A 21,627-nucleotide genomic window follows, 5' to 3' on the forward strand; every position below is an offset into this window, starting at 1 on the left:
GAGGTGCCCGGAGCGGCGCAAAAGGTTCATCGCATCTCGTGCGTGACCTCGCTGGGTCGCTGCGCTAGAGGGCTGCAACCGCTGATTTGCATGAAAGAAAAATCGTGTCGCTCTACGCCCGTTTCACCGCCCAGCTCGACGCCATCCTCGACGCGCTTGTCGCCGAAGGGACGATCCCCGCCGATGCGCAGCGCCGCGGCGTGACGGTCGAGCCGCCGCGCGATCCATCGCATGGCGATCTCGCGACCAATGCGGCGATGGTGCTGGCCAAGCAGGCGAAGACCAATCCCCGCGCGCTGGCCGAAGCGATCGGGCCCAAGCTCGAGGCGCTCGAGGACGTAAAGAGCGTCGAGATAGCGGGGCCCGGCTTCATCAACATCCGGCTGGTCGACGATGTCTGGACCAAGGAACTGGCCGACATTCTAGATAGCGGCGAGGCCTATGGCCGCGCGACCGAGCCCAAGGGCGAGACGATCAATATCGAATATGTCTCGGCCAACCCGACCGGGCCGATGCACATGGGGCATAGCCGCGGTGCGGTGGTGGGCGACGCGCTCGCGCGCCTGCTCGCCTTTGCGGGCTATGACGTGGTCAAGGAATATTACGTCAACGATGCCGGGGCGCAGGTCGATACGCTCGCCCGTTCGGCGCACCTGCGCTACCGCGAGGCGCTGGGCGAAGAGATTGGCGAAATTCCCGAAGGCCTCTATCCGGGCGACTATCTGGTGCCGGTCGGCAAGGCGCTCGCGGAAGAATTTGGCGACCGCTATGTCGATGCGCCCGAAAGCGAATGGCTCGACACGTTCAAGGTGAAGGCGGCCAACGCGATGATGGACCTCGTGCGCGCGGACCTTGCGCTGCTCGGGGTCGAGCATGACGCCTTCGCCTCCGAAGCCGAGCTGCAGGCGTCGGGGCAGGTCGATGCGGCCTATGACGAGCTGCGCGCAAAGGGGCTGGTCTACGAAGGCGTGCTCGAAGCGCCCAAGGGTGAAACGCCCGACGATTGGGAGCCGGTCGAGCTGACCCTGTTCAAGTCGACCGAATATGGCGACGACCAGGATCGGCCGATGAAGAAATCGGACGGCAGCTGGACCTATTTCGGCGCCGACGCCGCTTATCATCGCGCAAAGGTCGAGGGCTGGGCGTCGGGCAAGGAAGCCGACCACCTGGTCAATATCTGGGGCGCGGATCATGCCGGGACTGTCAAGCGCGTCCAGTCGGCGGTGAAGGCGCTGACCGACGGCAAGGTCGATCTCGACGTCAAGCTGGTGCAGATGGTGCGGCTGTTCCGTGCGGGCGAGCCGATCAAGATGTCGAAGCGTGCGGGCAATTTCGTAACGCTGGCCGACATGGTGCGCGAGGTCGGCAAGGACGTCGTGCGTTTCATGATGCTGACGCGCAAGGCTGACGCCCCGCTCGACTTCGACTTCGCCAAGGTGGTCGAGGCGTCGAAGGACAACCCCGTTTTCTACGTCCAATATGCGCATGCGCGGATCAGCTCGGTCATGCGCAAGGCGAAGGCCGAGGGCGTGTCGCTCGACGATGCCGACCTGTCGCTGCTCGACGAGGAAGAGCTGGGCCTGGTCAAGCTCGCTTCGACCTTCCCGCGGGTGGTCGAGCAGGCGGCGCACGCGCACGAGCCGCACCGCATCGCCTTCTATCTCTACGACCTTGCCGCCGCCTTCCACGCGGCATGGAATCGCGGCAATGACGACCCCGCCAAGCGCTTCATCATCGAAGGCGAGCCGCAGCTCACCGCAGCACGGCTGGAACTCGCGCGCGCGATCGGGCAGGTATTGAAAAACGGCCTGTCCATCATGGGGGTGGAAGCCGCCGAGGAGATGCGTTGATGGCGGAAGAGGAGCGGCTTCCCTGGCTCGAAGCGGTCGAGGACGAAGACGCGCCGAGCGGGATTTCGACGACCAAGATGGCGACCGCGATCGGCGTCGTACTAGTCGCCGCCGTGGGGGTCGCGGGGACCATGTACTGGGTCGGGCAGCAGTCGCCCACGGGCACTGGCGCGCCGACGCTGATCGAAGCGCCCGACAGTCCCTACAAGGTGCGCCCTGCCGATCCGGGCGGGCTCGACATTGCCGGCGAGAGCGAGACGGCGTTCGCGACCTCGGCGGGCGAGGATCCCGACGCGCAGCTCGACCCTGACGGGCTTGAGGAAGCGCCGCGTATCGCGGTCGAGGAACCGACGCCGGCTCCTGCGCCGACGCCCACGCCCACGCCCGCGCCTGCGCCGCGCACCGATCCGCTGGCGCCGACACCCACGCCGGCGCCGACGCCCGCACCCGCGCCAGCCGCGGTGCCCTCGGGCCCCAAGGTCCAGCTGGGCAGCTTCACCAACCGCGCGCAGGCCGAGGCCGCGTGGGTACTGCTCTCGTCTAACTATTCTGAGATCGGCGCGATGACCAAGTCGATCGAGGAAGCACGCGTCAACGGGCGGACCTATTATCGCGTTCGTGGCCTGGCCGCCGACCGCAACGCGGCCCGAGCCGCCTGCGAAGCGCTCAAGGCGGCGGGCGAAGTCTGCGTGGTCGTGAACTGATGCAGGCTTGCATTTACGGCCTGTCGGGCGAGCGCCTGACCGACGACGAGCGCGAATTCTTCAAGGACGCCAACCCCGCAGGCTATATCCTGTTTGGGCGTAATACGGTGTCGAAGGAGCCGTTGAAGGCGCTCACAGCCGAGCTGAAGGAGCTGCACGGGCGCGACGACGTCCCGATCCTGATCGATCAGGAAGGCGGGCGCGTGGCGCGCATGCGCGAACCCGAATGGGTCAATTTCCCGGCGATGGACAAGTTCGAGGACCTTTACGAAATCGCCCCGTCGAGCGCGATCGAAGCGGCGCGGGTCAATGCGCGCGCGATCGGGCTGATGCTCGCCGAACACGGCATCAACGTCGATGCCATGCCGGTGCTCGACGTGCGCCAGCCGGGCGCGAGCCGGATCGTCGGCGACCGCAGCTTCGGACCCGACCCGCTGCGCGTGGCTTCGCTAGGCCGCGCGGTGATTGCGGGGCTGCACTCGGCGGGTGTGGTGAGCATCATCAAGCATATTCCGGGGCATGGCCGCGCGACGGTCGACAGCCACAAGGCACGTCCGTTTGTGAGCGCCAACGCAGTCGAGCTGGACGACGATCTCTATCCGTTCGAGCGATTGCACGACGCGCCGATGGGAATGGTCGCGCATGTCGTCTACGAAGCGTGGGATTCCGACCATGTCGCCAGCCAGTCAGCGACCGTGGTGCAGGAAATCATCCGCGGCCGGATCGGCTTCGACGGCTTCCTGATGAGCGACGATCTCAACATGGCCGCGCTTGAGGGGCCGGTCGCCGAACGCGCGGTGGGCGTGCTCTACGCGGGCTGCGACGTTGCGCTCCACTGCTCGGGCAAGATGGAGGAAATGGTCGAGGTGGCGAAAATCTGCCCCGAAATGACCAGCCGCGCGAAAGAGCGGATGGACGAGGCGATGCAAGCAGTCCGCGAACGTGACGACGGCGACCTCGATTTTGCCGAGGCGATCAAGAAGCGCGATCAACTCTTGGCGCTGGCCTGACCTGCGACTAGGCTCCCCATATGGGGGAACGACTCTTCAACAAGCCCGAAGACGATGCGGAGATGCTCCACGTCGATGTCGAGGGCTGGGAAGGACCGCTCGACCTACTGCTGAGCCTTGCGCGCAACCAGAAGGTCGACCTCAAGCAGATCTCGATCCTGGCGCTGACCGAGCAATATCTCGACTATATCGAGAATGCCCGCGCGCTGAAGCTCGAGCTCGCGGCCGACTATCTCGTGATGGCGGCCTGGCTCGCTTATCTCAAATCCTGCCTGCTTTTGCCCAAGGATCCCGAACAGGACCCGAGCCCCGAGGAGCTGGCGCTGCGGCTGCAGCAGCGGCTGATGCGGCTCGATGCGATGCGCGAGGCAGGGGCGCGGCTGATGGGTCGCGACCGGCTGGGCCGCGACGTCTTCGTGCGCGCAAATGCCGAGGGCCTGCGCGTCACGCGCAAGACCGCCTGGCAGGCCAACGCCTTCGATCTCTACGCCGCCTATGGTCGTGTGCGCGCGCGCACCCAGCCGGCGATGCATGTCGTCCATGACCGGCGCGTGATGACGCTCGAAGATGCGATCCATCGGGTGGCCGGACTGCTCGGCACCGCGATCGAGTGGACCACGCTCGAGGCGTTCCTGCCCGCGACCGACGATCCCGCATTCCGCAAGTCCTGCCTCGCTTCCTCCTTCCTAGCCGCGCTCGAACTGGCGCGGCAGGGCCGACTGGAGCTGCAGCAGGAAGAGGCGTTCGACGATATCAGGATCAAGGCGGCATGATCGACGACTTCGTTCGCGCCGTCGAGGCGATCCTGTTCGCCAGCGACGAGCCGCTGACTGTTGAGGAAATCGAGGGCCATGCGGGCGAGGGTGACGTGAAGGCGGCGCTCGAGGAGCTGGTGTCGCATTATGACGGGCGCGGAGTCGAACTGGTCGAGCGCGGCAAGCGCTGGCATTTCCAGACCGCGCCCGATCTCGCGCATCATCTGCGCCGCGAGCGCGAGGAACCACGCCGCCTGTCGCGCGCTGCGACCGAGACGCTGGCCATCATCGCCTATCATGAGCCCGTCAGTCGTGCCGAAATCGAGGCGATCCGCGGGGTGCAGATTTCCAAAGGCACGCTCGACGTGCTGATGGAGGCGGGCTGGGTACGCACCGGCAAGCGGCGCGAGACGCCGGGCCGGCCACTGACCTACCTGACGACGGCGGAATTCCTGACCCATTTCGGGCTCGAAAGCCGGCGCGACCTGCCGGGGATCGACGACCTCAAGGCGGCCGGCCTGCTCGATCCGCTCGACGAGGAAGCGCTGCAATTGGCGCTCGATGGCGACGAGGAACCCGCAGAAGAGGTGGAATCCGACGAAGAAGACGCCTAAGTCTAAGGCGAAACGACTTTTCGGAGACCTTCCATGGGCAATATCGGCCTTCCCGGCATCCTCCTGATCGCGCTGATCATCCTGCTACTGTTCGGGCGCAATCGCTTTTCCAACATGATGGGCGACCTCGCCAAGGGCGTGAAGAACTTCAAGAAGGGCATGGCCGATGAAGAGGCCGAGCGCCCCGCCGAGCCGCGCCAGCTGCCGCGCGAGGACACGGTCGACGTCGAGGCGCGCCGCGACACGACCAGGGACGAAACGCGCTAGTCCACCATGTTTGGTGTCGACGGGGCCGAATTGCTGGTCGTGGCGATCGCCGCGCTCATCTTCATCGGCCCCAAACAGCTCCCCGTCGCGATGCGCACGGTCGGCCGCTGGGTCGGCAAGATCCGCGGCTATGCGCGTCACTTCAACGCCGGCATCGAGAGCGTGATGCGCGAGGCCGAGCTGGAGGCGATGGAAAAGGAATGGCGCGAGCAGAATGCGCGCATCATGGCGCAATACCCCAACGCCGACGCGCAGCCGCCGATGGTCGAGCCCAAGTCGACCGAACAGGGTGATGAGCCCGACGCCAAGCCCGAGCGGGACCTGCCGTGAAGGATATTGACGACACCGAAGCGCCGCTGCTGGATCACCTGATCGAATTGAGGAAGCGCTTGTTGCTGGTGGTGGGCACGCTGTTCGTGACCTTCTTCGCCTGCCTCTATTTCGCCAAGCCGATCTTTGCCGTGCTGGTGCAGCCGCTGCTCGATGCGGGCGAGGGTCGTTTGGTCTTCATCGACCTGTTCGAGGCCTTTTTCGTCGAGATGAAGGTCGCCTTTTTCGCGGCGCTGATGATCACCTTCCCGGTACTCGCGACCCAGTTGTGGCGGTTCGTCGCACCGGGTCTCTACGCCAAGGAAAAGCGCGCTTTCCTGCCCTTCCTGCTGCTGACTCCGGTCTTCTTCGCGGCCGGGGCATCCTTCGCCTATTTCATCGCCATGCCGTGGGCGCTCAATTTCCTGCTCGGCTTCGAAGGGCAGGTTGGCGGGGTGCAGCGCGAAGCACTGCCCGGCGTGGGCAACTATCTCTCTTTCGTGACGCGTTTCCTGTTTGGGTTCGGCGTTGCCTTCCTGCTCCCGATCCTGCTGCTGGTACTCGAGCGCGCGGGCATCGTGACGCGCGAGCAGCTGATCGCCGGTCGTCGTTATGCGATTGTCGCAGCCTTCCTGTTCGGTGCCGTCCTGACCCCGCCCGACGCGGTCAGCCAGGTCATGCTCGCTTTGCCGCTCTACGCGCTTTACGAAGGCGCGATCCTAGCCATTCGCCTGACCCGTCGTCCCGCCGAAGAGGCGGACGAAGCCGGTGTCGATTCCGCCCACAAAAAAGCCCCCGCAGATGCGGAGGCCGAAAATCATGTGGGCCCGGAAACGCCACCGGGGGGGGGGAGGGTTGGCGGTTCCGGGCCCATTTGATCGGATAGCGAGAGCGGGGGGGCAAAAGGTCACTATCCAAAGACTCAAACGCCCCTTGGAGAGCCCGGTTCCTGCCCGATGCGGTTTTTTTCAAAATTGTTGATGCGGCGCCGTAACGTCCTCAATTTTCCGGGAAAATCGGAAGCTCCACCGAGTAGCTCCCCACCCGACGGTCGAGCGCCGAACGGAGCTGGCGCGCGAGTCCGTCGACCACGCGGTCGAACTGCTTGCGCTCGTCGGGGTCGGTTTCGGATTGTTCGATCAGGCCCTCGCTGCTGACCGACAATCTTGCGGTCAGCTCACTGGTACGGCGCAAGGCAATCTCGATCGCCGTATCGGGCGCGTGGTTCATCACATATTCGACGATTTCGGTGATCAGGAAGGCGGCGGCAACCGCCGTGTCCTGCGTGGTCGATGCGCTGTCGAGGTCGAGCTGCATCGCTGCCGCCTGGCCCTCCGGCGCGCTTGCCCGAAGGCCCGAAGAAAGTTCGGTGATGAGCGGACGGAGCTGGATGCCGCGGCTTTCCTCGACCTCGGCGAAATGATTGCGGTGGACGACCGCCAGCGCTTCGACGCGGCGACCGATCCCGGCATAGGCCTGCTGCGCTTCCTCGCCGACCGCAGTGCGCGAATGAATGTTGAGCAGGCTCGCGACGACCTGGAGGTTGTTCTTAACGCGGTGATGGACCTCGCGCACGAGGCGTCGCTGTCCGTCGAGGGCGTTGACGAGCTGCTCTTCGCTCTCCTCGATCCGCCCAAACGTATCGACGAAGGCCTCGCCCAGGTCGCGCACTTCACTGGCTGCGCCGCGCTGGTCGGGGAGGTGGAAGTCTTCGCCCACGGGGTCGTAGTCGACGACCGCGCGGCGCAACCGGCGGATTGGCCGGGTCAAGATAAGTTCGACCAGCGCCCACGCGATCCCGGCGGCAAGCAGCCACATTAGGATGGGCAGAAGAACGAGTTGGCGATCCTGCCAGTCGACGATGCGCACCGGCATCGCCGCCCCGGCCTCGAGCCGCCCGCCGGCAATGTCGAGGGTCAGTCGTTCGATGTCTTCGCCCGCGGAAAGCGGCGCATTGCCGAACAGGCGGAGCTGTTGCCGACCATCGTCAAGATGGAAATTTTCGATGTCGGGGCTGACGTCGCGCACCGCGTTGCTGAGTTCTTCGGCGGCGATGAGGCTGGTCGCAGTGCCATCGGCGACACCGACGCGCACGACGAGGCCATCATTGTCGGGTGCAATCCACATGCGCACGCCGCCCGGCCGCACCGCATCGCCTTCAGGCGCGTCGGGCCGGGCATCGCCACAAATCTGCGTGCCGTCGGCGCCGGTAATGGCGAAGTCGCGAGACAGGGCCGGGGCGATCTCAACGGCCTCGCGGGCGACCTCGCACGGGTCTTCATTTCCCGCGATGAGCGCGCCATTGGCCGCCACGCGAAGCGCGAGGGCATTGCGGGCGACCAGCGCCTCGACTGCGCGTGCGCCGGCAAGCATTTCGCCCGCCGCCTGGCCGCGCCGGGTTTCGTGACCGCGATCGATCTCCTGGATCGCCGCATAGACGAACAGCCCCCCGATCGGCGCGAGCGCGACCAGCAGCACGAAGAATAGCGTGACCGGGGTGGGGAGAGGGAATGAGGAGGAGCGGCTCACGCGCGCAACTCCGCGCGGCTATTTGAGCTTGCCGAGCAGATCCTTGAATTCGTCGGGGACGTCTTCACGAAGCGTTTCGTCATAAACCGTCTTGAGCGCGCGACCGAAATGATCGTCTTTCGAGCGCTTACTCTGCTTTTCGGCGTTGCGCTCATGATTTTCCTTGCCTGCGGGCATGGTTCGACACTCACGTCCTTGTATTCCATCGCGTGGGTGCTCACGCGCCATAAGCAAAACTCCATACTCGCCGACAAGCTGGACAACTTCACCGTCCAAACCGGTGCGGCACAGCACCTATCGTGACCGCCAACGATCCGTCAACCAAGGCCTTATGGTGAACATGTCCCCTTTCGGGAAGCATGGGTATTCCCCCGGGCCCCGACCGCTTTTTCGTCATTGCGGACGATGAGGGTGAAACCAAAGTCGCAATGCTTTGTTCCACACATTGAAACACGGAGCGGGAGCCTGTCGCTAAAACGTCACTCTTGACGCCATGCGGCCCCTTCTCCGACTTGCGCAACGAACGATACGGGTTCACAACGAGCGCCCGGTCGAACAGGAGTTATTTATGTCGCTTGGAGACGATCTCGCCCCGCATCTTCCCTTCCTCCGCCGCTATGCGCGCGCGCTGACGGGAAGCCAGAGCCACGGCGACAACTTCGTCCGCACCACGCTGGAGACCATCGTCGACAATCCGGAAGAATTTCCCAAGGACGTCGATCCGCGCCTCGGCCTCTACCGGACGTTCCACGCGATCTGGTCGACCGCCAATATCGAGGAAGACGTCGATCCGGCTGGCAATAACGAGGCGGAAAGCATCGCGCAGGCGCGCCTGTCGAAGATCACGCCGCTGTCGCGCCAGGCGCTGCTGCTGACCAGCCTCGAAGGCTTTTCGAACGAAGATACGGCCTATCTGATCGACGTGCCGAGCGACGACGTCGAAACGCTCGTCAACGAGGCGATGGGCGAGATCGAGCGCCAGACGCGCGCCGACGTGCTGATCATCGAGGACGAGCCGATCATCGCGATGGATATCGAGACCATCGTGCGTGACCTTGGTCACAACGTCACCGGCGTTGCCGTCACGCGCGACGAAGCGGTTGCCCAGGCGCACAGCCAGACGCCGAGCCTCGTGCTTGCCGACATCCAGTTGGCAGACGACAGTTCGGGTATCGATGCGGTCAAGGACATCCTGCAGGACTTCAAGGTGCCGGTGATCTTCATCACCGCCTTCCCCGAGCGCCTGCTGACCGGCTCGCGGCCCGAACCGACCTTCCTGATCACCAAGCCGTTCCAGCGGGCGACCGTGAAAGCGGCGATCAGCCAGGCGCTGTTCTTCGACGCAGCGACCGTGCCGGCCTGACACGCAGCCGTAACAATCAGAGGGCAAGCTTGTAGGGCGCGTAGAAGAGTCCTACATTGGGAATGCGTTACGACCTCGGCGGTGCAGCCGTCGCACCCGGGGCAGCAATGGTGACGGTTGGGTGAATTGGGGGACGTTTCGTGGCAAAGGGCAGGAAGGACGAGCCACCGGCAGAAAGCCGGCCGGATCCGGTGCCGCTGCCGGACGACGAGTTCAAGGACCAGCTCGCGCAGGTCATTCCCCATCTTCGCGCCTTCGGTCGTTCGCTTTCGGGCAATCGCGACATGGCCGACGATCTGGTGCAGGAAACGCTGCTCAAGGCGTGGGCCGCGCGCAAGCGCTTCCAGGCGGGCACCAACATGCGCGCCTGGACCTTCATCATCCTGCGCAACCTGTTTCTGAGCCAGATGCGCCGCGCCCGCTTCAAGGGCGAATGGGACGAAATCACCGCCGCGAAAATCCTGTCGGCTCCGGCCGAGCAGGACAAGCATGTCGATCTTGGCGATATGCAGCGCGCACTTCTCGAACTACCGCAGCCGCAACGTGAGGCGCTGATCCTCGTCGGTGCGGGTGGGTTTGCTTATGAAGAAGCCGCGCAAATCTGTGGTTGTGCCGTGGGCACGATCAAGAGCCGCGTCGCACGCGGGCGCGTCGCGCTCGAAAATCTCATGCAGTCGGACCAGCTCCCCTCGCGTCGCCAGCACAAGACGAATCCCGAAAAATCGGCGCTCGAGGAAATCATGGGCGAAGTCGACGATCTCAGCCAGGACTGAGCGCCGAACGTCATCAAAATATCGGAATTTCGCTAGTTGAGGCGCTGAAGTAGCGCTTCGAACTGATCGTCATTGTCATTCGAGGAAGGTGCACCTTCTTCAAACGCGCGGCGCAAGGCAGCGACGATACCGGCATGGGCAGCAGGATACTCGACCTGGATGAGACGGCGATTACTGGTCACATCATCATTCTTACTGCCCGCCTTCGAGGCGGGATTGTTGCTCATTTGCTGGATAAACGGCCAAATGGCTGATGGGTTGCGAAACTGCCGACAAAATGCCGTAGTGACACGATGAACCGCATCGGAGCCAATCGTCCGGAAGCGCTCGAAAGAGCGAAGGCGCATAGCCCCTTCCTGAGGCGGTTATGCGAGCAGCGTGAAAGCCTCGTGGCGACCTTTTTAGAAGAGGGCAGTGAGGCCGCAATCAGCGAAGCGCTGGACGTGCGCGACGAGGACGTCGTGCGCGCGCTTCGCCGGCAGCGAGGCGGGCTTGCCCTGACGGTCGCGCTGGGAGACCTGGCGGGTGAATTGTCGCTCGAGGAAGTCACTCGGCATCTCTCCGACTTCGCCGACCGCGCCATCGACCAGGCGCTCGCCGCTGCCCTTTCGGAACGGTGCGAAGGGGCTGCGCTGCAAGGCATCTCGGTCATCTCGCTCGGCAAGCTTGGCAGCCGCGAGCTCAATTATTCCTCCGATGTCGATTTGATCCTCATCTATGATCCCGACCGACTGCCGGTGCGCGAGGGACGCGACGTGGCGGAAGAGGCGGTGCGGATCGGCCAGCGCTTCGTAAAGATCCTGCAGGAGCGCACCCCCGACGGCTATGTCGTGCGGGTGGACCTGCGCTTGCGCCCGGCGAGCGAAGTCACGCCCATCGTCTTGCCGGTCGATGCAGCAATTTCGCACTATGAGAGCCAGGCGATGGGCTGGGAGCGTGCCGCATTCATCCGTGCTCGTGTCGGGGGCGGGGATCCCGTGCTCGGCCAACGCTTCCTCGATGCGGTCCAACCCTTCGTGTGGCGCCGCGCGATCGACTTTGGCGCGGTTGAAGAGATTCGCGCCGTCGGCGCCCGCATCCGCGCCCATTACGCCGAAGGACAGCATTTCGGCCCGGGATACGACCTCAAGCGCGGGCGTGGCGGCATCCGCGAAGTCGAGTTCTACGTCCAGGCGCAGCAGCTGATCCATGGCGGACGCGCGCCCGAATTGCGCGTTCCCGCGACGCTCGACGCGATCGCGGCGCTCAGTGTCGCCGGCCATTTCGACGAGACCACCGCGACCGTGCTCGCCGACGCCTATCGCGACCTGCGCACCGCGGAACACCGCGTCCAGATGATCGACGATCGCCAGACCCACGATATTCCCGAGCAGGCCGAAGCGCTCGAACAAGTCGCGGCGCTCGCCGGGGCGTCGAGCGAGGCATGGCTTGGCTCGCTCGAGCCGCACACGGGTCGCGTCGGGGCGCTGTTTGACGATCTTGCGGGCGACGAACGCCGCCTGCCGCGTGACGCCGCCAAGCTGGAGCGGACGCTCGACAAGCTCGGCTTCGACGATGCCCGCTCCGCTGCCCGACTGATTGGCGAGTGGCGCACGGGACGCGCGCGCTCCCTGCGCTCGATGCCCGCCCGCCGCGCGTTCGAGGCGATGTTGCCGGGGCTGGTCGAGGCGATCGCCGAGGCGCCGCACCCCAACCACGCACTCAACCGCTTCGCCGACCTCGTCGACCGGCTGCCTAGCGGCATCAACATTTATCGCCTCCTTGAGGCGCGGCCCGACCTGGCGCAGCAGCTCGCGCTCATCCTGAGCCTCGCACCCGCGCTGGCCGACCAGTTGGCGCGGCGACCGGTGCTGTTCGACGGGCTCGTCGACCGCTCGGCGCTCGGGTCGCCGGGGTCCGCCGCCGACATGGCCGAAGCCCTCACGGAAGAGATGGAGCCGCTCGATTATGACGTGGCGCTCGATCGCGCGCGCCGGTCGATCAACGAAAAGCGTTTCGGTGTTGGCGTCCAGCTCATCTCGGGCCGCGTCGATCCGCTCGAGGCGGCGCGGCGATATGCTGTCATCGCCGAAGGCGCGGTGCGCGCGCTTGCGGCGCGGACGGTGCGCGAATTCGAGCTGATCCGCGGGCGTTTTCCCGAGGGAGGGGGGCTGGTCATCCTCGGGCTCGGGCGGTTGGGCGGCGAGGCGCTGACCCACGCTTCGGACCTCGATATCATCTTCCTCTATGACGTCTTGTCCGAAGGCCGTTCCAACGGTGCGCGCCCGCTCGGTCCGGGCGACTATTACAACCGGCTCGCCAATCGCGTGTCCGCCGCCCTGTCGGTGCCGACCGCGGCAGGGCCGCTCTACGAGGTCGACACGCGCCTTCGCCCCGAAGGAAAGAATGGCCCGCTGGCTGTCTCGATCGACGCCTTTCTCGACTATCAGCGCAACGATGCCTGGACGTGGGAGCATATGGCGATGGCACGCGCGCGGGTCGTCTATGGCGACCCCAAATCGGCAGCAACCGTGATGGACGGGCTGCACGACATCCTGACTGCCGAGCGCGATGGCGAGGACACGCTCGAGGCGGTGCGCGCGATGCGGCGCCAGATGCGCGAGCACAAACCACCCAAGGGGCCACACGATCTCAAACTGTCCGAGGGCGGGCTGGTGGACCTCGAATTCGGGGTGCACGCGCGGCAACTGCTTGCGGGCGACCATTTCCACCCGGACCTCAACAAGGCTGTCGACGCCCTGGTAGGAGCGGGGCTCGCACCCGATACGCTGGTCGAAGACCATAGGCTGCTGACCCGCGCGCTGGTGGCGATGCGGCTGGTCGCGCCCGATGACGGCCAACCTTCGCGCGCCGCGCGGGGTTGGCTGGCCAAGGAGTTGAACAAGCAGGACTGGGATAGCCTCCTTGCGGCCTTGGACGCGGCACGGCAAAGGGTGGCCGAGTTTTGGCAATCGACCGGAGAGACGACATGATGGGAGTGGGCGACAAGGTACCGAGCCTCAAGGTGGAGCCGGTTGGGGGCGAGCCGCTCGACCTCGGTGCGCCGGGACGCACGACGGTGCTGTTCTTCTACCCCAAAGACATGACGCCGGGCTGCACCACCGAATCGATCGATTTCACAGGCCTCAAGGGCGAGTTCGAGAAAGCGGGTGCACAGGTCATCGGCGTGTCACGCGACAGCGAGGCGCGGCACGAGAAATTCATCGCCAAGCATGACCTCACCGTGCCGCTCATCTCCGACGAGGATGGCGCGGTCAGCGACGCGTTCGGGACGTGGGGCCTCAAGAAATTCATGGGCCGAGAATTCATGGGCATGATCCGCTCGACCTTCGTCATCGGCGCGGACGGCACGATCAAGGCCGCCTGGCCCAAGGTGCGCGTGAAAAATCACGCCGCCGAAGTGCTCGAGGCGGTGAAGGGGCTGTGACCCGCAAGGTCGGGCTGGTCGGTGTCGGCACGCTGGGCGATCCGGTCGCGCGTCATCTGGTCGCGGCGGGGCATGACCTGACGCTCTACAATCGCACGCGCGCCAAGGCCGAGGCGGTCGAAGGCGCGCGCGTCGCCGACGATGCGGCGAGCCTGATTGCGGAGTGCGATGTCATCTTCCTCGTGCTGGCGACCGAGGAGCAGTCCGACGAGGTGCTTGGCAGCGCTTCGGACCTGTCGGGCAAGACGATCGTGCAGCTGGCGACAACGTCGCCCGACTATAGCGAGGGGCTGCAGACGCGCATCTCGGAGGCGGCCGGCGTCTATGTCGAAGCGCCGATTTCGGGCAGCCGCGTGCCCGCCGAGCGCGGCGAATTGGTGGCGATGCTTGCCGGTGAACCGCAAGCGAAGGCGTCGGTGCGCGACCTGTTCGAACCGTTCACGGCCAAGCTGATCGACTGCGGCGCGGTGCCCAAGGGGATCGCGATGAAGCTGGCGTCCAATGTCATGCTCGGCCCGCTCATGCTCGGCATCGTCGAATCGATGGCCTTCGCCAAACGGGCAGGGCTCGATCTCGAGACCTTCGGCGCGCTTTTGAAGAACAGCCAGATGGCAAGCCCGATTCTGGGCGTGAAGGTCGACAAGATCCTGTCGGGCGACTGGAGCCCGCAGGCGCAGATGGACAATGTCATCACCAGTGGCGGCGATGCGGTGAAGCTGGCGCACCGGCTGGGCATGGAGGGCACATTGCTCGAACATGCGCTGGTCCACGTCGAGAAGGCCTGCGCCGCGGGGCTCGACAAGGAAGACGTCGCCGCGGTGTTCAAATTGCTGGCGGACGAGCCAAAAGCCTAGTTGGCAGGCGCGCTCGGCCTATGCTAGCGCGCTCCCCAATCTTAGTAGCGAGGACGGACACGTGGCCGAATTCACCCTGCCCAAGAACAGCAAGATCAAGAAGGGCACGGAGCACCCTGCCGAAAGCGGCGGGCGCCTGAAAAAATTCAAGATCTATCGCTACGACCCCGATACGGGCGCCAACCCGCGCTACGACACGTATACGATCGACCTCGACGATTGCGGGCCGATGGTCCTCGACGCGATCATCAAGATCAAGAACGAGATCGACCCGACGCTGACCTTCCGTCGTTCGTGTCGCGAAGGCATTTGCGGCAGCTGTTCGATGAACATGGACGGCAAGAACGGGCTCGCCTGCACCACTGCGATCGAGGATATGAAGGGCACGGTCCGCATCACGCCGCTGCCACACATGGAAGTGGTCAAGGACCTGGTCCCCGATTTCACCCACTTCTACGCGCAATATGCCTCGATCGAGCCGTGGATGAAGACCGAAACGCCCGAGCCTTCGGGCAAGGAGCGCAAGCAGGCACCTGAAGACCGCGCCAAGCTGGACGGGCTCTACGAGTGCATCCTGTGCGCCTGCTGCTCGACCTCGTGCCCGAGCTATTGGTGGAACTCGGACCGCTTCCTTGGCCCGGCAATTCTGCTGCAGGCCTATCGTTGGCTCGCCGACAGCCGTGACGAAGCGACGGGCGAGCGGCTCGACCAGCTCGAGGATCCGTATCGCCTCTATCGCTGCCACACGATCATGAACTGCGCGAACGTGTGCCCGAAGGGCTTGAACCCCGCCAAGGCGATCGCCGAAACCAAGAAGATGATCGCCGAGCGCGCCGCTTAAGCGCTTTTCGACCTCAGAATCAGTGACGTTGCGAGGGCCGCGAGCGCGGTCGCCGCGACCGCCTGCCCGATCATCACGTAGCCTGCCCCGTCGAGATCGTAGGTGCGCATCGCCCAGACCATCGCCGGAATGGCGAGCAACCCGGTGCCTGCGCTAATGGCAAGGCTGGTGCCGGGATGGCTCAACGCAGCCAGCGCGGCGGCGAGCCCGGGCTGCGCCATGGCAAGCGCGCGGGCGATGGCGACGAGCGCGAGGATTCCTCCCGCTGCCGCGAATTCGGGTCCCCCGAAGATCGCCATGACCGTGTCGCCCGAAACAAGGAAGATGGCGGCGATAAGCAGGCCGAAGCCAATGGCGTAGGCGGTGCCCTTGGCGAGCATCACCTTGAGCTCGGCCCAGCGCTTGCGAGACGCGAGATCGCTGATGACTTCGAAGCCTGACTGGCCGATCAGGATGGCAGGCTGGAGCAGCGCATTGGTCGCGCGCGCCGCCAGCGTGAACAGGCCCGCCGCCGCCGGACCCAGCACCGCGCCAACGAGCAGCGGGATGGCGAGTGGAGTGACGTTGACCAGCGTGTAGTCTGCGTTGGAGACGAAGGCGTAGCGGCCGATGCCGGGGAAGCGCTGTAGCGTCTCCCTGAACCGCCCCAGCCCCGGCCAGCCCGCGCCCTCGCGGTGCAGCAGCCAGAGCGCCAGCGCCCACAGGCTGACACCTTCGAAAACGGCCGCCGCCATCCACGCGATCAGGAAACCGGGCAGGCCGAGCCCGAGCCAGACCACGACCAGCGTACCGATTAGCCGCGTGACTGGCATCACAGCGGCGTGAATGCCGAGCCAGGTGAACTTGCGATAGAGCTGGAGCAGCCCGAAGGGCGTCTGCCGCGCCGCCATCAGAATGGTGAAGGCGTAGAAGGGAGCCCACGCTTCGGCCTCCGCGCCCCAGCCGCCCGCGCGCGCCGCGTAGGGAAGGAAGAAGAAGGCGATCAGTATCGCGACCAATGCCAGCACTGCCTCGATGCTGGCGGTAAAGCGAAAGACCGAGCGCAGCCCCGCCATGTCGCCCTCGCGCAGCGGCCGCTGCCCGTACCGAACGAGCGTCTGCCAGCCCGAAAAGGCGACCGTACCGCCCAGAAACTGGATCACCCCGTGCATGAGCGCGAGGACGCCGAACCCCGCAGGCCCCAGCTCGCGCGCGGCGATGGCGAGATAGACGACCGACAGCACCGCGCCGACCGCTTTGCCCGACAGCAGTTTGGAGAAATTCAGTCCTGCCCGCTTGAGGCTCTCGCTCACGCGGCGCGTTCCGCCCGCACTTCCTTGGCCTCGAACCTGGAGAGGATGGCGTCGGCGGCGCGCTTGGCGGCGCTTTCGTGCGTCACGTCGAAGGTGCGCGCGAAAAGATATTCTTGCGCGGCGCGATACTGGTCGTGGCTCGCCACCGCATGGTCGATCGCGGCGATGATGTCGTCGCCCGGCTGGACCAGCGGCCCGGCCTGCCAGTGGCGGAAGTTGACGTCGTCGGTGCGCCCCACGCCGTGCGCGTCGGCGAACAGGGCCGGGCGCGGATGGCGCAGGAATTCGTACACCTGGCTCGACACGTCGCCCAGATAGATGTCGCAATGGGTCGTGTAGCTCATGTCGAACAGATGCGGCCCGCCGAAATCGGCGTGGACGTTAGGCGCGTTCAAAAGCTCGGCACGGGGCCTGCGCACGCGGCTCAGCGTGAATTTCTCGAGGCTCGCCTGGATCGGCCGCTGGAACAGCATCGCATGCGGCGCGAAAATCAGGTTGTAACGCCCATCCTTCACGATCGCTTCGAGGATCGCATTGCCCATCTCGTACCAGCTCGAGAGCAAAGGCGAGGGGTGGGGGTTGTAGAGGATGGTCGGCTTCGACGGATCGGCGAACTTCATCTCGGGCCGCGGCGGATCGGGCAAGTCGAACTTGACGTAGCCGGTGGTCGCCATCCGGTCGCCCGGCACGCCGGCCTCGAGGTAGCGCTCCTTGATCTTGGGACCCGCGAGCAGCGACAGGTCGAACCCGCGGCTGTCGGGCGAAAAGCCGATCGCGCGGTCGCCCGCGCCGTGGCGCGCGTGAACGATCTTGAGGTTGGACACCCCGTTCTTCTTGCGGATGCGCAGCGACGTCTTCTCGGTCACGACGAGGATGTCGAGGCTCTCGAACCAGTCGTAATTGCGTCCCAGCACCGCCAACCGGCGCGAGGGCCAGAGTTTGTCGGCCACCGCATTGAGCGGGCCGAGACGCGAGCCCTTGAGCCGGCGCGAGGCGATCTTCATGCCGTAGAGCGCGGCAATGCGATCCATCTCCGCCTTGATCGCGCTATTGCTGTGGGCAAGCTTCACCTGGTGCCCGCCGCGCCGGATCAGTTCGAGCGCGATGGGCAGCGAGTGGGCGACCTGATGAGGCTGGTCGTGATTGAACAGGAATCCGATACGCACAGGCCCAGTCCCTCTCTAGCCCGCCCCCCTACCGATTGCATGCGGCAACCGATTTCTCCTAAGGCACAGTTTCCCATGACGAGCGAAGATGACCAAAACATGGCGGAATCAGAGGAAAACCGGCCCGGCGGCGCGGTGCCCGACCCGGACAATCCCGGCTGGCTGTGCTGGCCGCACATCCCGCCCGAGAAATTCGCCGCACAGATCGGCGTCCTGTCCTTCAAGCCCGAGGGTGAGGGACAGGCCCGCGTGCGCATGCAGGTCGAAGACCGCCACATGAACCCCGGCGGCTCGATACACGGCGGCGCGGTGATGAGCTTCATCGACATGGCGCTGTTCGCGGGCGGGCGCTGCGCAGGCATGGCGGAAGGCCATTACGTGACGCTCGAAATGTCCACCCGCTTCCTCAAGCGCGGGTCGGCGGGTAAGCCTCTCGACGCTGTTGTGCGCATCAATCGCCAGACGCCCGGCGGGCTGGTCTTCATCGCCGGTCATTGCGAGCAGGATGGCGAGCCCTGCTACGACTTTCACGGCACGCTTAAGCGCGTGCGCGACCCGCGCGACAAGAAGTGACCGGCGAGGTCGGCAAGGCCTATGCCGCGTTGGTCGAGGCGGGCGAGCTCAAGCCCGACGCCGACCAGGCCCGCGCGGTCGAGGCGCTCGACAAGTTCGCCGCCGACATGGGCCGCACGCGCAAGGGCTTCCTCAGCCGCCTGTTCGGCCGCGAAACCCCCGCACCGTGCGGCGTCTACATGTGGGGCGGGGTCGGGCGCGGCAAATCCATGCTGATGGACCTGGCCTTCGAGACGATCGACGCCAGTCCCAAGCGCCGCGCGCACTTCCACGCCTTCATGCTCGAGGTGCACGCGCGCCTCAAAGAGAAACGCGATGCCGAGGTCGACGAGCCCCTGCTCGAAGTCGCCGCCGATATCGCGAAAGAAGCGCGCTTCCTCGCCTTTGACGAAATGATGGTCACCAACAGCGCCGACGCGATGATTATGAGCCGCCTGTTCACCGCTTTGGTCGATGCCGGCGTGGGGATCGTCACGACCTCCAACCGCCCGCCGTCGGACCTCTACAAGGATGGGCTCAACCGCGAGCTTTTCGTGCCCTTCATCCGCCTGATCGAGGCGCAGATGCAGGTCGTGCCGCTGAACGGGCCGACCGACTATCGGCTCGATCGCATGAAGGGGCTCGACCTGTGGCACGTGCCCAACGGGCCGGAGGCGACCGAAGCGCTGAGCGACGCCTTCTTCCGCCTGACCGATTACGAGGTCGAGCGCGAGGCAGTGCCCTCGATGGAGCTCGACGTCGGAGCGGGCCGAAGCCTGCACGTGCCCAAGGCGCTCAAGGGCGTCGCGGTGTTCTCGTTCAAGCGTTTATGCGGCGAGGCGCGGGGCGCGGCCGACTATCTCGCCATCGCCCAGACCTTCCACACGGTGATCCTGGTCGGCATCCCGGTCATGGGCCCCGACATGCGCAACGAAGCCGCGCGCTTCGTCGCGCTGATCGACGCGCTCTACGAACATGGCGTGAAGCTGCTGGCCGCGGCGGACGCGGAGCCTGCCGCGCTCTACGAAGCGGGCGACGGCAGCTTCGAATTCGAACGCACCGTCAGCCGGCTCGAGGAAATGCAGAGCCTCGACTATCTCGAGGAAGGCCACGGCCTGCGCGAATGAACACGGGCCGCCCCGCGGTGAAGCGGAACGGCCCGGTACGCATACTCTCGTGACGCGCGCCTAGAGGATCGCGCGAAGCACTTCGCGGACGACCATCGTGGTCGGATCGACGCGGTAGATGTAATTCTGGTCGTAGATGTAGCGGCTGCGCGGATCGAGGTCGTAGCGGCGGCGATAATCGGACGGAATCTGGTTGTAAGGCGTCCAACGGTCGTAATTGGTCGGGAAACGGTGCCCGACGTCATACAACTTCTTGTACTGCCCCGGCGGCATGCATTGCGGGTTTTTCTTCGCAAGACCCGGCGGGCAGTGACGCGCCTGCTGGCCATAGTTGGAGCCATAGGGCTGGACCTGGCTGTGCTTGGCCTTGCCCTTGGCATGCGCGGGCTGCGCGGCGGCAGGCGTAGCGGCGAAAGCAACGGCCCCAAGGCCGAGCATCAGAAACTTCTTCATGAGAGTATCCCTCTTCAAACGTTATGCCCAACCTACGCGGGAGCCGCTGAATTGTGCCTGAAATCGCCGTTCATGCTCGTGTAAACAGACTCGACTCACCTATGAAAATCGTCGTCCGGGCGTTAACCTGCGTCACCCGCCCCCGATGAAGGAAAACATGATGCCGAACTTGCTCGCGATCATCGCTCTCGCTTGTGCGGAACCCGCTGTGGCGGAGCATCCCGTGGCTGACACGGCGCAGGTCGCAGAGCCGATCGATGCCGCCAAATTCCTCGTCGGGGACTGGGTCGGCGAGGGGATGGGCGGGCATGTCACCGAGACATGGTCCGCGCCCCATGGCGGGCAGATGGTCGGTCATTTCATGTATGCGCGCGAAGGTAAGCCGGTCTTTTACGAGATCATGCTGATCCGCCCCAACGAGGCCGGCTATCTCGAATTCCTCGTCAAGCATTTCAACGCCGACTTCACGGCGTGGGAAGAGAAGGACGAATGGGTCACCTTCGAGGGTCTCGCCGAGCGGCGCGAGGACCGTGCCCTGCGCTTCAACGGGCTGTCGCTGGTGCTCGATGAAAACGACGTGCTCACCGCCACCGTCACCATGCGGCGCGGCGACGGCACGGTGAACGACGTGCCCTTCGTGATGAAGCGGGTCGATTAGACCCCAAATTTCGGTCCTTCGCGGTTGCGGGAAGCGCGGCGCTTGGCTAGTGCGGCGCCCAAGAGAGTCGCGCCCGCGACGCAACTGCATTCGCAAGACCCGAAAGGACCCCAATGGCCCGCAAGAAAATCGCCCTGATCGGCTCCGGCATGATCGGCGGCACGCTCGCCCACCTCGCCGCGAAAAAGGAAATGGGTGACGTCGTCCTGTTCGACATCGCCGAGGGACTTCCGCAGGGCAAGGCGCTCGACCTGTCGCAGTGCGGCCCGGTCGAAGGGTTCGACGCAAAGGTCACGGGCACCAACGACTACAAGGATATCGCCGGCGCCGACGTCGTGATCGTCACCGCCGGTGTGCCGCGCAAGCCCGGCATGAGCCGCGACGACCTACTCGGCATCAACCTCAAGGTCATGAAGGCCGTGGGCGAAGGCATTCGCGACAACTGCCCCGACGCCTTCGTCATCTGCATCACCAACCCGCTCGACGCGATGGTCTGGGCGCTGCGCGAATTTTCGGGCCTCCCGCACAACAAGGTCGTCGGCATGGCCGGTGTTCTCGACAGCGCGCGCTTCGCGACTTTCCTCGCCTGGGAGTTCGACGTCTCGGTCAAGGACGTGAACGCCTTCGTGCTCGGCGGCCACGGCGACACGATGGTCCCGGTCCTGTCCTACTCGACCATCAACGGCATTCCGGTGGCCGACATGGCGAAGATCAAGGGCGTCGACGAAGGGCGCCTCGATGAAATCGTCAAGCGCACCCGCGGCGGCGGTGGCGAGATTGTGGGCCTGCTGAAGACCGGCAGCGCCTATTACGCCCCGGCGACCAGCGCCATCGCGATGGCCGAAGCCTATCTGGGCGACCAGAAGCGCATCCTCCCGGTCGCAGCCTATGTCGACGGCAAGTACGGCCTCGACGGGCTGTACGTCGGCGTCCCCGCCATGATCGGCGCGGACGGCATCGAGGACGTGATCGAAATCGATCTCTCGGACGAAGAAGCCGCCAACCTCAAGGTCTCGACCGACGCGGTCGAGGAATTGCTCGTCGCCTGCAAGCAGCTCGACGAAACCCTCGCGTAAGGACGGA

At 65.1% G+C, this 21,627-nt stretch carries 24 protein-coding genes; 18 read left to right on the forward strand and 6 right to left on the reverse strand.

The window, feature by feature from the left end:
* Positions 1-104 precede the first annotated feature (104 nt).
* The 8 genes from argS to tatC are packed head-to-tail and all read left to right on the forward strand — an operon-like array spanning position 105 to position 6,387.
* Positions 105-1,850: an arginine--tRNA ligase gene (gene argS / locus KTQ36_RS03785; protein WP_218632411.1), complete on the forward strand. Its 1,746-nt coding sequence runs from the start codon at positions 105-107 to the stop codon at positions 1,848-1,850.
* A complete protein-coding gene (locus tag KTQ36_RS03790; RefSeq protein WP_255554723.1) occupies positions 1,850-2,554 on the forward strand; it encodes an SPOR domain-containing protein in 705 nt (234 codons plus the stop codon). Before argS ends, KTQ36_RS03790 begins: the two co-directional genes overlap by 1 nt.
* On the forward strand, positions 2,554-3,564 hold the full coding sequence (gene nagZ, locus KTQ36_RS03795; RefSeq protein ID WP_218632413.1) for a beta-N-acetylhexosaminidase: 1,011 nt from the start codon (positions 2,554-2,556) through the stop codon (positions 3,562-3,564). The genes KTQ36_RS03790 and nagZ overlap by 1 nt, the downstream gene beginning before the upstream one ends.
* A 20-nt stretch (positions 3,565-3,584) precedes the next feature.
* On the forward strand, positions 3,585-4,337 hold the full coding sequence (locus KTQ36_RS03800) for a segregation and condensation protein A (RefSeq protein ID WP_218632414.1): 753 nt from the start codon (positions 3,585-3,587) through the stop codon (positions 4,335-4,337).
* Positions 4,334-4,933, forward strand: coding sequence for an SMC-Scp complex subunit ScpB (scpB, locus tag KTQ36_RS03805; protein ID WP_218632415.1), 600 nt, complete (start codon positions 4,334-4,336; stop codon positions 4,931-4,933). The genes KTQ36_RS03800 and scpB overlap by 4 nt, the downstream gene beginning before the upstream one ends.
* A gap of 33 nt (positions 4,934-4,966) precedes the next feature.
* A complete protein-coding gene (gene tatA / locus KTQ36_RS03810; RefSeq protein WP_218632416.1) occupies positions 4,967-5,200 on the forward strand; it encodes a twin-arginine translocase TatA/TatE family subunit in 234 nt (77 codons plus the stop codon).
* A gap of 6 nt (positions 5,201-5,206) precedes the next feature.
* Positions 5,207-5,530 carry a Sec-independent protein translocase protein TatB gene (gene tatB / locus KTQ36_RS03815; protein WP_218632417.1) on the forward strand — a complete coding sequence of 108 codons (324 nt, stop codon included), beginning with the start codon at positions 5,207-5,209 and terminating at the stop codon, positions 5,528-5,530.
* Positions 5,527-6,387, forward strand: coding sequence for a twin-arginine translocase subunit TatC (gene tatC, locus KTQ36_RS03820; protein WP_218632418.1), 861 nt, complete (start codon positions 5,527-5,529; stop codon positions 6,385-6,387). Before tatB ends, tatC begins: the two co-directional genes overlap by 4 nt.
* A 121-nt stretch (positions 6,388-6,508) precedes the next feature.
* Here tatC and KTQ36_RS11475 read toward each other — a convergent pair whose 3' ends face one another.
* On the reverse strand, positions 6,509-8,038 hold the full coding sequence (locus tag KTQ36_RS11475) for a sensor histidine kinase (RefSeq protein ID WP_218632419.1): 1,530 nt from the start codon (positions 8,036-8,038) through the stop codon (positions 6,509-6,511).
* Between the two features lie 18 nt (positions 8,039-8,056).
* On the reverse strand, positions 8,057-8,215 hold the full coding sequence (locus KTQ36_RS03830; RefSeq protein ID WP_218632420.1) for a NepR family anti-sigma factor: 159 nt from the start codon (positions 8,213-8,215) through the stop codon (positions 8,057-8,059).
* Between the two features lie 391 nt (positions 8,216-8,606).
* On the opposite strand from KTQ36_RS03830, the gene KTQ36_RS03835 reads away from it, so the two are divergent.
* On the forward strand, positions 8,607-9,401 hold the full coding sequence (locus KTQ36_RS03835) for a response regulator (RefSeq protein WP_218632421.1): 795 nt from the start codon (positions 8,607-8,609) through the stop codon (positions 9,399-9,401).
* Positions 9,402-9,541: 140 nt separating this feature from the next.
* Complete coding sequence (locus KTQ36_RS03840) at positions 9,542-10,174, forward strand: sigma-70 family RNA polymerase sigma factor (RefSeq protein WP_218632422.1); 633 nt, start codon at positions 9,542-9,544, stop codon at positions 10,172-10,174.
* Between the two features lie 32 nt (positions 10,175-10,206).
* Here the strand turns inward: KTQ36_RS03840 and KTQ36_RS03845 are convergent, their stop codons facing one another.
* Positions 10,207-10,401, reverse strand: a complete 195-nt coding sequence (locus KTQ36_RS03845) for a hypothetical protein (RefSeq protein ID WP_218632423.1) — start codon at positions 10,399-10,401, stop codon at positions 10,207-10,209.
* Between the two features lie 66 nt (positions 10,402-10,467).
* Between KTQ36_RS03845 and glnE the strand changes: the two genes are divergently transcribed.
* From glnE to KTQ36_RS03865, 4 genes are all read left to right on the forward strand, one after another.
* Positions 10,468-13,146, forward strand: a complete 2,679-nt coding sequence (glnE, locus tag KTQ36_RS03850) for a bifunctional [glutamate--ammonia ligase]-adenylyl-L-tyrosine phosphorylase/[glutamate--ammonia-ligase] adenylyltransferase (RefSeq protein ID WP_218632424.1) — start codon at positions 10,468-10,470, stop codon at positions 13,144-13,146.
* The gene (locus KTQ36_RS03855) at positions 13,143-13,601 is read left to right on the forward strand and encodes a peroxiredoxin (RefSeq protein ID WP_218632425.1); all 459 of its coding nucleotides are present in this window, start codon (positions 13,143-13,145) and stop codon (positions 13,599-13,601) included. Before glnE ends, KTQ36_RS03855 begins: the two co-directional genes overlap by 4 nt.
* Entirely contained in the window at positions 13,598-14,455 is an 858-nt protein-coding gene (locus KTQ36_RS03860) for an NAD(P)-dependent oxidoreductase (protein WP_218632426.1), read from the forward strand. Before KTQ36_RS03855 ends, KTQ36_RS03860 begins: the two co-directional genes overlap by 4 nt.
* Before the next feature lie 61 nt (positions 14,456-14,516).
* Positions 14,517-15,296, forward strand: a complete 780-nt coding sequence (locus tag KTQ36_RS03865) for a succinate dehydrogenase iron-sulfur subunit (protein WP_218632427.1) — start codon at positions 14,517-14,519, stop codon at positions 15,294-15,296.
* On the opposite strand, the gene KTQ36_RS03870 is transcribed toward KTQ36_RS03865, so the two are convergent.
* On the reverse strand, positions 15,293-16,588 hold the full coding sequence (locus KTQ36_RS03870) for a lipopolysaccharide biosynthesis protein (RefSeq protein WP_218632428.1): 1,296 nt from the start codon (positions 16,586-16,588) through the stop codon (positions 15,293-15,295). The genes KTQ36_RS03865 and KTQ36_RS03870 overlap by 4 nt on opposite strands.
* On the reverse strand, positions 16,585-17,754 hold the full coding sequence (locus tag KTQ36_RS11480) for a hypothetical protein (RefSeq protein ID WP_218632429.1): 1,170 nt from the start codon (positions 17,752-17,754) through the stop codon (positions 16,585-16,587). The genes KTQ36_RS03870 and KTQ36_RS11480 overlap by 4 nt, the downstream gene beginning before the upstream one ends.
* A gap of 75 nt (positions 17,755-17,829) precedes the next feature.
* On the opposite strand from KTQ36_RS11480, the gene KTQ36_RS03880 reads away from it, so the two are divergent.
* Together KTQ36_RS03880 and zapE are read left to right on the forward strand one after the other, a co-directional pair.
* Positions 17,830-18,327 carry a PaaI family thioesterase gene (locus KTQ36_RS03880; protein ID WP_218632430.1) on the forward strand — a complete coding sequence of 166 codons (498 nt, stop codon included), beginning with the start codon at positions 17,830-17,832 and terminating at the stop codon, positions 18,325-18,327.
* Complete coding sequence (gene zapE, locus KTQ36_RS03885) at positions 18,324-19,433, forward strand: cell division protein ZapE (RefSeq protein ID WP_218632431.1); 1,110 nt, start codon at positions 18,324-18,326, stop codon at positions 19,431-19,433. Before KTQ36_RS03880 ends, zapE begins: the two co-directional genes overlap by 4 nt.
* A gap of 60 nt (positions 19,434-19,493) precedes the next feature.
* On the opposite strand, the gene KTQ36_RS03890 is transcribed toward zapE, so the two are convergent.
* Positions 19,494-19,886 (reverse strand): hypothetical protein, encoded by a 393-nt coding sequence (locus KTQ36_RS03890; RefSeq protein ID WP_218632432.1) that lies wholly within the window; start codon positions 19,884-19,886, stop codon positions 19,494-19,496.
* 157 nt (positions 19,887-20,043) lie between these two features.
* Between KTQ36_RS03890 and KTQ36_RS03895 the strand changes: the two genes are divergently transcribed.
* Positions 20,044-20,544, forward strand: a complete 501-nt coding sequence (locus KTQ36_RS03895) for a DUF6265 family protein (RefSeq protein WP_218632433.1) — start codon at positions 20,044-20,046, stop codon at positions 20,542-20,544.
* Positions 20,545-20,657: 113 nt separating this feature from the next.
* Positions 20,658-21,620 carry a malate dehydrogenase gene (gene mdh / locus KTQ36_RS03900; protein ID WP_218632434.1) on the forward strand — a complete coding sequence of 321 codons (963 nt, stop codon included), beginning with the start codon at positions 20,658-20,660 and terminating at the stop codon, positions 21,618-21,620.
* Positions 21,621-21,627 lie beyond the last annotated feature (7 nt).

This window comes from Sphingomicrobium clamense, from assembly GCF_019264355.1.
Lineage (GTDB): Bacteria > Pseudomonadota > Alphaproteobacteria > Sphingomonadales > Sphingomonadaceae > Sphingomicrobium > Sphingomicrobium clamense.